Source organism: Kitasatospora sp. NPDC127060 (genome assembly GCF_042724935.1).
Classification (GTDB): Bacteria; Actinomycetota; Actinomycetes; order Streptomycetales; family Streptomycetaceae; genus Kitasatospora.
Genome location: NZ_JBHXEG010000149.1, coordinates 1 through 10,496 on the forward strand (window position 1 = coordinate 1; position 10,496 = coordinate 10,496).

At 72.5% G+C, this 10,496-nt stretch carries 7 protein-coding genes; 1 reads left to right on the forward strand and 6 read right to left on the reverse strand.

Annotated features, from left to right (window positions below; translation table 11 throughout):
- Window positions 1-143: 143 nt before the first annotated feature.
- The 6 genes from ACFWIS_RS39775 to ACFWIS_RS39800 form a co-directional block, all read right to left on the reverse strand.
- Window positions 144-2,630: a glycoside hydrolase family 3 N-terminal domain-containing protein gene (locus ACFWIS_RS39775; RefSeq protein ID WP_380461811.1), complete on the reverse strand. Its 2,487-nt coding sequence runs from the start codon at window positions 2,628-2,630 to the stop codon at window positions 144-146.
- Between the two features lie 130 nt (window positions 2,631-2,760).
- Window positions 2,761-3,552, reverse strand: coding sequence for a PIG-L deacetylase family protein (locus ACFWIS_RS39780; protein WP_380461810.1), 792 nt, complete (start codon window positions 3,550-3,552; stop codon window positions 2,761-2,763).
- Window positions 3,549-4,496, reverse strand: a complete 948-nt coding sequence (locus ACFWIS_RS39785) for a glycosyltransferase (RefSeq protein WP_380461809.1) — start codon at window positions 4,494-4,496, stop codon at window positions 3,549-3,551. Before ACFWIS_RS39785 ends, ACFWIS_RS39780 begins: the two co-directional genes overlap by 4 nt.
- Window positions 4,493-5,761, reverse strand: a complete 1,269-nt coding sequence (locus ACFWIS_RS39790) for a sugar efflux transporter (protein ID WP_380461808.1) — start codon at window positions 5,759-5,761, stop codon at window positions 4,493-4,495. The genes ACFWIS_RS39785 and ACFWIS_RS39790 overlap by 4 nt, the downstream gene beginning before the upstream one ends.
- On the reverse strand, window positions 5,758-7,314 hold the full coding sequence (locus ACFWIS_RS39795) for a flavin-containing monooxygenase (RefSeq protein WP_380461807.1): 1,557 nt from the start codon (window positions 7,312-7,314) through the stop codon (window positions 5,758-5,760). The genes ACFWIS_RS39790 and ACFWIS_RS39795 overlap by 4 nt, the downstream gene beginning before the upstream one ends.
- A gap of 49 nt (window positions 7,315-7,363) precedes the next feature.
- Complete coding sequence (locus ACFWIS_RS39800) at window positions 7,364-8,506, reverse strand: radical SAM/SPASM domain-containing protein (RefSeq protein WP_380461806.1); 1,143 nt, start codon at window positions 8,504-8,506, stop codon at window positions 7,364-7,366.
- Window positions 8,507-8,886: 380 nt separating this feature from the next.
- Between ACFWIS_RS39800 and ACFWIS_RS39805 the strand changes: the two genes are divergently transcribed.
- Window positions 8,887-10,365, forward strand: coding sequence for an endo-1,4-beta-xylanase (locus ACFWIS_RS39805; RefSeq protein WP_380461805.1), 1,479 nt, complete (start codon window positions 8,887-8,889; stop codon window positions 10,363-10,365).
- Window positions 10,366-10,496 lie beyond the last annotated feature (131 nt).

Here is a 10,496-nt window from a genome sequence, read left to right on the forward strand (position 1 = left end):
CGGCGGACACCCCCCCCCCCTCCCCCACCTCCCCCCCGGTGGCCCCGCGGGTCCCCCGGGGCCGCGGCCCCCCGCCCCCCCCCGGGGCGGCCCCGGGCTCCGCGTACGCCCGCGGAGCCGGGGCCGGAAGCCGTGCCAGGACCCTAGGACAGGCACCAGGAGACGTCGGCGACCTCCAGCTCCGCCGTGCCGTCCGTGTAGAGCATGAACGGCACGGCGACGTACCTCAGGTCCGTGCCGACCGCGGCCAGTTCGGTCAGCGGGACGGAGACGGTGGTCCAGGCCTCCGCCCCGGCCGCGCGCAGCCGGCTCGTCAGGTCGACGCCGGGCTGGGCCGGGAAGTCGTCGTGGCAGGCCAGGTAGAGCGGGGCGGAGGGTTGCCGGAGCACGCGCACGGCGAACCGCAGGTGCGCCCCGCGTTCCAGGTACCCGCGCAGGTCGGCGGGGAGCCCGGACGGGGACTCGGCGTAGACGAAGGCCGGATTGCCCTTGAAGCGCAGCCGCAGGGCCGTGCCGTCCGGGGTGGGGAACGGCGTCGCCCGGACGATCAGGCAGTCCATCGGCTTGTCGAGGCCGACGTCCTCCCGGGACCAGGTGTTGTGCCCGCCGACCCGGAGGCGGTAGGGGGTGCCCTCGGCGTCGAGGACGCGCAGGGGGCCGCTCACCCGCGGCGCCGGGGGCGCGGCGGCCGGGACGTGCAGCGGCAGCGGCTCGCCGGGCGGCGCCGGGTCGTGCAGGGACAGGCCGTGGCCCAGCGGGAACAGCGGGGTGCGGCCGCCCTCCGGCGGGGTCTCCTCCTTCGGCACGCGGTAGTCCGGCAGGTGTGCGGGGAGGGCGTTGACGGCGCTGGCGTCGCGCGTCCTCGGCCAGGAGGACGGCAGCCGGCCCTGGAAGTCGTGGGCGGGCGCACCGTCCTCCGCGGCGAACAGCACGTCCGTCACCCCCTGGGCGTACGGGCCCGGCAGCCAGGCGACCACGAAGGCGTCCGAGAGGTTGATCTCCTCGGTGCAGTACAGCGGACGGCCGGTGAACAGCACGGTGACCGTGGGCACGCCCGCCGCGCGCAGCCGGCGGAGCAGCTCCAGGTCCCGTGCGTAGCTCTGCTTGAGGTCGGCGTAGCCGATCGAGCGCCACGGCTTGACGGTGCCGCGCATCTCCGCGTAGGCGTCCTCGCCGATGCAGACGATCGCGACGTCGTGCTCCTCCGGATCGGTGAGGGCCGGGGCCGGGTCCACCGTGCAGGCAGCCGGGCCGACGACCGCGCGGACGGCGTCGGCCATGGTGGTGCCGCCGGGCAGGTCGGTGCGGTCCAGGTCGTCGCCCTGCCAGGTGAGCGTCCAGCCGCCGCACTGCTTGCCCAGGTCGTCGGCCGCGCTGCCGGTGACGAGCACCCGGCCGGCCCGGGGCAGCGGCAGCAGCCCCGGGGTGTGCTTGAGCAGCACCAGGGACTTCCTGGCCGCCTCGCGGGCCAGCGCCCGGTGGTCCGGCGAGCCGATCACCACCGGGGCGCCCGGACGGGTCAGTGACCGCTCGGAGGGCCGGGGCTTGTCCCACAGGCCGGCGCGCAGCTTGACCCGCAGGACGCGGGAGACCGCGTCGTCGATCCGCTCCTGCGGGATGACACCGGCCCGGACCTGCGCCACGGTCGTGCGGTGGACGCTCTGCCAGGCCTCACGGCCCGCCACCATGAGCACGTCGAGGCCCGCGTTGATCGCGTACCCGGCGTCCCCGGCCGAGCAGCGCGAGACCTCGGCGTGCGCGTCCCAGTCGCTGATCACGATGCCGTCGAAGCCCAGGGCGTCCTTGAGCACGTCGGTGACCAGGTACCGGCTGCCGTGCACCTTGTGGTTGTAGGGCTCGCCGCCGTCCGGGGTGTGGTCGTAGTTGGCCGGGGCCTCCCAGCTGCTGAAGGAGACCATCACGCTCTGCGCCCCGGCCCGGATGCCGGCCAGGAACCCCTGGGCGTGGATGTCCCGCAGGACCTGCTCCGAGCAGTGCGCGGTGCCGCGGTCGCGGCCGTCCGCCGTGCCGCCGTCGGCGATCCAGTGCTTGAGCGTGGCCAGTACCCGGTGGTCGGTGCGGAGCGCGGCGGCGTCGCCCTGCAGTCCCTCGACCATGGCCCGGCCGTAGGCGTGGCCGAGCGCCGGGTCCTCGCCGTAGCCCTCGTAGTAGCGGCCCCAGCGGCGGTCGCGCGGATTGGTCACGGTGGGGGCGAAGATCCAGTCCATCCCGGTGGCGGCGACCTCGCGGGCCGTGGCGGTGCCGATCCGGCGGATCAGGTCCGGGTCACCCGCCGCGCCGAGGCCGATGTTGTGCGGGAAGACGGTGGCGCCGTGGACGTTGTTGTGGCCGTGGACGGCGTCGGTGGCCCACATGAACGGGATCCGGAACGGCCGGTCCTGCCAGGCCTGCTCCGCGGCCGTCCAGAAGTGGTCCACCAGGTCGACCCAGTCCCGGACGGTGGCGTGCCGACGGCCGTGCGGCCAGATCCCGGCTCCGTTGAGGGCTGAACCGATCTTGTACTCACGGATGTCCTCGGCGGTGAGCTGGGCGAGTTCGGGCTGGACCAGTTGCCCGACCTTCTCCTCCAGGGTCAACTGGGCCACCATCGACCTGATCTGATGCTCCATCACCAGATCGGGCGCGATGGCGGACGTCAGGCGGGGCCAGGCCGGCAGCGGTGCGAGTGCCGGGAGCGGGCTCCGTCCGCCGGGCGGTACCGTCCCCGGCGTGCTCTCTGGCATCGTTTCTGGCACGGTGTCACTCCGTTTCCGGCCGGGCGGGTGCCGGCGCGCTGATCCAGAACTCCTCGGTACGGGCCGCCAGTACGCGCTCCTGGAACGGCTCCGGGACGACCGGCCGGGTCTGCCCCGGGGCGAACAGTTCGACCTGGGTGCGGTGTTCGCGGAGGGCGGCCCGCTTGATCGGCAGCTGCTCGGTGATGTCGACGGCGATCAGTTGCTCGGGCGCGCCGCTGCCGCCGGACGCCGGGTTCCGGTTGACGAAGGCGAACTCCTGCTCCGTCCGCTCGTCCCAGACCACGTAGCGGTACACGGTCGGCGAGAGCTCGCGTTCGGCCAGGCAGCCGAGCACGGTCTCGCCGGTCAGCCGGTGGTCGGCGTTGAGTTCCCGCACCTCGTGCGGGAGGTAGACCTCGGCTGCCCCCGGATGGGTGTCGAGCACCTCCAGGACCTTGCTGCGGAACGTCGTCAGGTGGTCGGCGAGCCGGGTGTCCGGGAAGTCGAGGAACCGTACGGAGTCCTCCGGCAGGCCCAGTGCCCGGGCAGCCGCCCGGGCCTCCCGGCGGCGGATCTCGCGCAGCTCGGCCGGGGTGGGGTCGGTGTGGATGCCGAGCACCGCGGAGTGCGACATGGCGCCGTCCGTGGCGAAGACCACGTGCACCCGGGTGCCCCCGGCGACCAGCCGGGCGATGGTGCCGCCGCAGGCGATCACCTCGTCGTCGGGGTGCGGCGCGAAGACCAGGGCGGCGCCCTCGGAGCGCTTGGCGCGCAGGTGCCATTCGGTCCAGGTGCCCAGGAGTGGCGGGGTCATCTGCTGCTCCCCTCGGCGGCGGCCTGGTCGATCGCGCGGGTGACCGTCCCGAAGCGGTCGGTCACCGCTCCGTCGGCGAGCCCGCGGGAGCGCAGGAGGTCCTCGATCTCCTCGAAGTGGTTGCCGGGCACGAGTCTGGCCACCGGGGTGTCGAACTTCTCGGCGAAGTAGCGGTAGTTGGCCGCCGCCGAGGCCATGTTGGACTGGTAGCTCTTGGGGTGGGGCACGTGCAGCGAGGCGGCGTCGCGGCGCAGGACGAACCGGGCGCCGGCGCTGTGCAGGCGGTAGCCGAGGTCGACGTCCTCGGCTCCCCAGGAGCGGTACGCCTCGTCGAAGCCGCCGACCCGCCGCAGTTGGGCCGTGTTCGCGGACACGTGGCACGTCCACCACATGAGCCAGGGCGCGGTGAGCGCGCCGAGCTCCTCGCCGTAGCGCTCGTAGTAGCTCTCCCGGAGGTCCGGCCACCGCCGCTGCTCGGTGAACCGGCGGAGGGAGGCGTCCGGGTCGGTGAAGTCGATCTCCCGGAGGATCTGCTCGCCGTCCTCGTTGCCCTCGTTGAAGCAGTGGACGTAGCCCATGACGGCGACCGGGTCCTCGGACCCGCCGTGGGCGGCGAGGTGCGCGGCGAGCGCACCGGAGTGCAGCAGGACGCCGGAGTCGACGAAGACGCAGGTCTTGCCGCGGGCGTGGTGGATGCCGACGTTGCGGGCCGTGGCCACCCGGTAGCCCTGGTCCTCCTGGAAGAAGTAGCGCAGGTCGAGCCGGTCGTGCTGGTCGGCGACGACCTCGGCGGTGTCGTCGGCGGAGCCGTCGTCGACGACGATCACCTCGAAGGTCCCGCCCGGGGCGAGGCGTTGGCGGGCCAGTGAGTCCAGGGTGTGCCGCAGTAGTTCGGAGCGGTTGTAGGTGGGCACGATCACCGTGCAGTCGGGCGGCGCGGTCATCTGACGCTCCCTTCGGTGGGTTCGGAGCTGCCCGGGCTCCCGGGCAGGAGGATCAGCAGCCCGGCGAGGGCGGTGAGGCCGGCGCACACCCAGAAGACCTGTCCGTAGCCGGTCCAGGTCGCGACCGTGCCGACCACCAGGCCGCCGAGGAACATGCCGGTCTTGAACGCGCTGGCGTAGAGCGAGGAGGCGGTGCCGGGGCGCCCGGGCAGGGAGTCCTGGAGCATCACGACGGGGATGTTCATCACCACCGCCGTCCAGAAGGCGTTGGGCAGTTGGAGGAGCAGGAGCAGGGTGCGGCTGTGCACCAGCGGCAGGACCGCGAAGAAGAGCGTGGCGCAGAGCGTGGCCAGGAGCAGCAGCCTGTTCTTGCCGATCCGGTCGGCCCAGACCCCGACCCCGATCATCAGCGGGATCTCCAGCACCGCGCCCAGCCCGAGCAGCAGGCCGGCGAAGGCGGTGCTCTGGTGGAGTTCGACGGTGATGCGCAGGGAGAGGTCGATCTGGTACATCATGTTGGCGCCCAGCAGCAGGACGATCGCCGCGAGCAGCAGGCCGGAGCGCGGACTGAGTCCGGCGAGGAGCCCGCGCAGCCCGGGAGCGGTGTCGGCGGACCGGTCGTCCGCCGCCGGGCGGGGGAGCGCGGGCAGGCCCCAGCGGCAGATCGCCGCGGCGAGGAGGGACAGGCCGGCCGCGCTCGCGTAGAGCACCGCGAAGGACCACTGGGCGACCAGCCAGAAGGCGACCGGCGGGCCGACCACCCAGGCCAGCGAGGTGATCGAGCGCTGGAAGCCGTTGAAGAACGGTGCGTCGACCTGTCGTTCCTCGGCCAACTCCCTGGTGTAGGCGAAGAGTTGTCCGAAGCAGGCACCGCCGAGGCCGAAGCACACCAGGCCGGCCGGCAGCAGCAGGTAGTAGTCGCGAAGGACGGAGTAGCAGAGCGCCCCGGCCGCGTTGCACAGCGCCGTCAGCACGAGCACCGTGCGGCGGTCGCGCAGCCGGTCGGAGACGACGCCCATGGCCAGGTCGGTGCCGATCTCCCCGATCGACCGGACGGCGAAGAACAGGCCGATCATCAGCGGGGTCGCCTGGACGGCGTCCGCCAGGAAGAGGCTGACGGTGGGTATCACGAAGGCGCCGGCCAGCCCGACCACGCCGTTGGCGGCGATCAGGCTCTGCACCGACCGGTCGGCGAGCAGGTGCCATCGGCCGACAGCCCGGGCCGGGGCGACGGGCGTGGAGCTCTCGACGGATTCCGGGGTCACGGCGTCGCCCCCTTCGGCCCGCTCTCCCGTTGCCGGTACGGCAGCCAGGGGGCCAGCTCGCGGCCGGCCGGGACGCGGGCTGCGGCGGCCAGGTCGTCCCGGTCGATCTCGGCCTCGGCGAGCAGGCGTGCGCGGACGTGCGCCGGCAGGGCCGCCAGGATGCGGTGCCGCAGGCCGGCGAGGTCCAGCCGGCCGTCGAGCTCGGCCGGGAGCACGGTCGCCCGGCCGGGCCCCAGATTGGCGGGGTCCACCTGGCTGGAGACCACCGTCCAGTACGCGGCGAAGTCGACGGCCGGGTCCGGCAGGCTTCCGCTGAGCAGACCCAGTCGGACGGTCTCCAGCCAGCAGTCGAGGTAGCGGCGGTCCTCCAGCGCCCCCATGTGGCGCTCGCACCAGTCGGCGCGGGCGCGGGCGTCGGGCAGCGTCGCCTTTCCGGTCAGGACGGAGACGACCCAGCCGGCCACCGCCTCGAAGTACGGGCAGGCGGTGCCGAAGGCCTCGGTGTCCACCGGCGTGTTGACCACGGCCAGGGTCGGGTCGTGGCGCCAGAAGTGGTGCTCGTACAGGTCCTGGCGGCGCAGCCCCTCGATGAAGCCGTAGTCGGGCATCTGGTAGCCGAGGCACAGCACCACGGCGTCGTAGTCGCGGCGGGAGCCGTCCGTGAACTCCACCGTGCCGTCCTCGGCGAAGCGCTCGAAGGCCGGCACCGGGTGCACGTCGCCGGCGTGCACCCGGGGGACGATCCGGTCGTTGACGTGTACCGCGCCGTGGAAGCCCGCCTCCGGCAGCAGACCGGTGGCCCGGTACATCGCCATGTACTCGGGGAGGAGCTCGGCCAGCCAGTCGAGGTAGACGGGGTACGGCAGTTCCTCGACGGCGACGCGGCCCGCGTACGAGAAGAGCGCGTCGTTGTAGGCGCCGCCGATCATGCGGGGCAGGAAGAGCTGGCGGCGGCGCACCGACCAGTCGACGTGCGCGGCGGCGGTGCCGAGGTCGGCGGCGATGTCCGCGCCGCTCACGCCGCCGCCGACCACCAGCACCCGCCGGCCGGCGAAGCCCGCCGAGCCGGGGTACTCGGCCGCGGTGAGCACCTGGACAGGCGCTCCGGGGGCCGGCAGACGGTCCGGCAGCCGGGGGTGCCAGAGTTCGCCGTTGGCGACCAGGACGGCGTCGGCCCGCTCGGTGCGCTGCCGGCCGTCCGTCGTCCGGGTGGTGACCTGCCAGGAGCCGTCCGCCTTGACGACCTTGACGACCTCGCTGCCGAAGGTGACGGCGTCGAGCAGGCCGAACCGGGCGGCGTACGAGCGCAGGTACTCCTGGACTTCGTGCTGCGCCGGGAAGGCGCCGGCGAAGCCGGGCGGGTGGTCGCTGAACGGCATGCTCATGCGTGAGCTCTGCATGCGCACTCCCGGGTAGGCGCCGCCGCCCGAGGGGTTCCAGATACCGCCGAGATCCTCGCGCTTCTCGTGGCAGCTGACGTCGAGGCCGGCGGCGCGGGCCTGCCGTATGCAGGTGAGCCCCGCGGGACCGGCTCCGATCACGACTGTTCTCATCGCGTCTCCAGTCTCATGGGTGTGGATGGTCGACGGAGTTGACGTCCCATCAGATGAACGGGTCGAAGTCGTCGCACATCTCGCGCTCCGCTCCGCTCGCCAGGGCGGCGATCTCCTGGTTGGAGCCGTGCCGCGCGCAGACGAACCTGCAGTCCTGGCCGGGGTCGATGACGCCGGTGTCGGCGGCGGCCCACATCTCGGCGAAGGTCTGCTGACTGATGTCGCCGATCCGGCCCTTGGGGTTGCCCCGGTGGTACGGGCAGACGAAGACGCCGGTCGGGGTGACGGTGGTGCGCAGTTCGGCGATCGAGCACCGGTGGTAGTCCTTCTCCTGGACGGTGTCCGATCTACGGCGCACGGCCTGCCAGTTGGAGGAGTGCAGGATGTGGAAGCCGTCGTCCTCCAGCTCGCGCAGCCGGGCGATCTGCTCCTCGACGAGCGCGATGGACTCGGGGCTCTGGTTGACGGTGTAGTGGTCCTCGTCGAGCATGGCCTTGACCTCGAAGTAGTCGCAGCCGATCTCCTTGGCGAGCACGCCGGCCCGGTAGACCTCGGCGTAGTTGGAGTCGGTGACCTTGCCGTCCTGCCCGAAGCGCTGCATCAGCAGGAACGAGTAGCCGAGCCGGCCGGTCTTGCGGGCGGCCAGCGCCCGCATGTTCTCGATGACCTGGGGGAACGCGCTGTGCTTGCCCCGGCTGGGGCGGAAGGCGGAGTAGGTCTCGGCGGTGCCGGCGTCGATCGACACCCGCACCCAGGAGAGCATGTCGGCGAGTTGGCCGAGGTAGCGGTGGATCTGGGTGCCGTTGGTCACCAGGCCGAGCTTGATGCCCGCCTCGTGGAGCACCTCGATCACCCGGCCGACGGAGCGGTGCAGCAGCGGCTCGCCGCCGCCGATCAGGATCACGGCGAGGACCTTGGAGTCCGCGAGTTCGTGGGCGAGTTGCACGACTCGGTCCTGGCCGATCTGCCCGTGGTGCAGCACTTGGGAGGAGATGCACTCCGGGCAGGCCAGGTCGCAGACGGTGGTCGGGTCGAGGTCGACCACGAGGGGGGAGGCCAGTCGCCGTCCCTGCGCGACGTCGATGACCGCGGGGAGGACGGATCGTTGGTGGAGCTTGCCGACGAGGTCGAGATTGCGCTCGACGAAGCGGGTGCCGACGGTGTCGCCCAGCTGGGTGCGTGGCTCGTCCATAGGGATTCATCTCCTGTCCAGAGCCGATTGGGAGCGCTCCCACTTCGAGGTGTGAGGGTGCCGTGTGGAAACTGGAAGCGCGTCCGGTGAAGCTAGCCCGGCCCGGGGTGCCGAGTCAACGAATCTGGCCGTGGGCATTCCGCATGCTGGACTCGCCACGGGCGCCCAGAAGTTTCCGAAACATCGTCGAAACATTCAACCGCGTATTGACGCGTCCCATACACGGCGAGTTACCTAGCGGCGGGAGCGCAATCCACTGCTGCGAGGCTCCCGCCCCCCGAACCGACGGCCCCACCACCGTCCTCACCCGTGCGGCAAGGCCCGCTGGCCACGCGGGTGTTCACACCCCACCCCCCACGGAGCGACCCCGGAGGTCGACCATGCCTCTTCGCAGGATCCTGATCGGAATGCACCGCGCCTGGACCGCCGCCCTGGTCCTGACGCTGGTGCTCGCGACCGGCGCGCTGGCCGCGGCCACCCCGGCCGCGGCGGCCGACGGCACTTTGAGGGCGGCCGCGGAAGCGAAGGGCCGCTACTTCGGCACCGCGATCGAGCGCGGCGACCTCAACGTCCCCGGCGAGGTCGCCGTCGCCGGAGCGCAGTTCGACATGCTCACCCCGGCCAACGAGATGAAGTGGGACACCGTCGAACCGTCCCGCGGCTCGTTCAACTTCGGGCCGGGCGACCAGCTCGTGCAGTTCGCCCGGTCGAAGGGCATGCGGGTGCGCGGCCACAATCTGGTGTGGCAGAACCAACTCCCGGGCTGGGTCTCGAACCTGCCGCAGAACCAGGTGCGCTCCGCGATGGAGTCGCACATCACCGCCGAGGCCGGGCACTACAAGGGCCAGGTCTACGCCTGGGACGTGATCAACGAGCCCTTCAACGGCGACGGCTCCTTCATCCCGCACGTGTTCTACCGCGCGATGGGCGTCGACTACTTCGCCGACGCACTGCGCACCGCGCACGCCGCCGACCCGGGGGCGAAGCTCTACATCAACGACTACAACATCGAGGGCGTGAACGCGAAGAGCGACGCCCTCTACCGCCTGGCCCAGTCGCTGCTCGCCCAGGGGGTGCCGCTGGGCGGCATCGGTCTCGAGAGCCACTTCGTCCTCGGCCAGGTCCCCTCCGACCTCCAGGCCAACATGCAGCGGTTTGCCGACCTGGGCCTGGACGTGGCCATCACCGAACTGGACGACCGGATCCAACTCCCGGCCTCCGGTGCGGCGTTGCAGCAGCAGGCCCACGACTACACGGCCGTGGTCCGGGCCTGCCTGGCCGTCTCCCGCTGCGTCGGAGTGAGCCAGTGGGGCGTGGACGACGCCCACTCCTGGATCCCCGGGACCTTCCCCGGGACGGGCGCGGCCACCATGTACGACGGCAACGACCAGCCCAAGCCGGCCTACTCCGCGGCGCTCTCCGCGCTCGGCGGTTCGAGCGCCCCCGGCGGCGGTGGCGGCGGCACCACGGGCGCGCTGCGCGCGGCCGGCGCCGGCAAGTGCCTCGACGTGCCCAACAGTTCGACCACGCCGGGCGCCCAGGTGCAGGTCTACAGTTGCTGGGGCGGGAGCAACCAGGTCTGGACCCACACCTCGGACGGCCAGCTCAGCGTCTACGACGGCACCAGCCGGCTGTGCCTGGACGCCTCCGGGCAGGGAACCGCCAACGGCACCAAGGCGGTCGTCTGGACGTGCAACGGCCAGGCCAACCAGCAGTGGAGCGTCAACGCGGACGGCACCGTCACCGGTGTCCAGTCCGGCCTCTGCCTGGACGTGACCGGCGCCTCCACCGCTGACGGCGCCCTGGTCCAGCTGTGGAGCTGCAGCGGCGGCAGCAACCAGAAGTGGACCCTCGGCTGACAGCACGCATGACGGCACGGCAGTAGTGCGGCCGGACGGCACCGGGGGGCCCCGGCCGTGCGGCCCCGCCGCGCTCACCCCCGGCCGGGCGGGGGCGGGGCGGCCCCCCCGCGGCCCCGCGCCCAGGCGCA

Coding starts and splice junctions, on each gene's coding strand:
- ACFWIS_RS39775 (WP_380461811.1), bottom strand. CDS start 2,630: ATGGAGCATCAGATCAGGTCGATGGTGGCCCAGTTGACCCTGGAGGAG.
- ACFWIS_RS39780 (WP_380461810.1), bottom strand. CDS start 3,552: ATGACCCCGCCACTCCTGGGCACCTGGACCGAATGGCACCTGCGCGCC.
- ACFWIS_RS39785 (WP_380461809.1), bottom strand. CDS start 4,496: ATGACCGCGCCGCCCGACTGCACGGTGATCGTGCCCACCTACAACCGC.
- ACFWIS_RS39795 (WP_380461807.1), bottom strand. CDS start 7,314: ATGAGAACAGTCGTGATCGGAGCCGGTCCCGCGGGGCTCACCTGCATA.
- ACFWIS_RS39800 (WP_380461806.1), bottom strand. CDS start 8,506: ATGGACGAGCCACGCACCCAGCTGGGCGACACCGTCGGCACCCGCTTC.
- ACFWIS_RS39805 (WP_380461805.1), top strand. CDS start 8,887: ATGCCTCTTCGCAGGATCCTGATCGGAATGCACCGCGCCTGGACCGCC.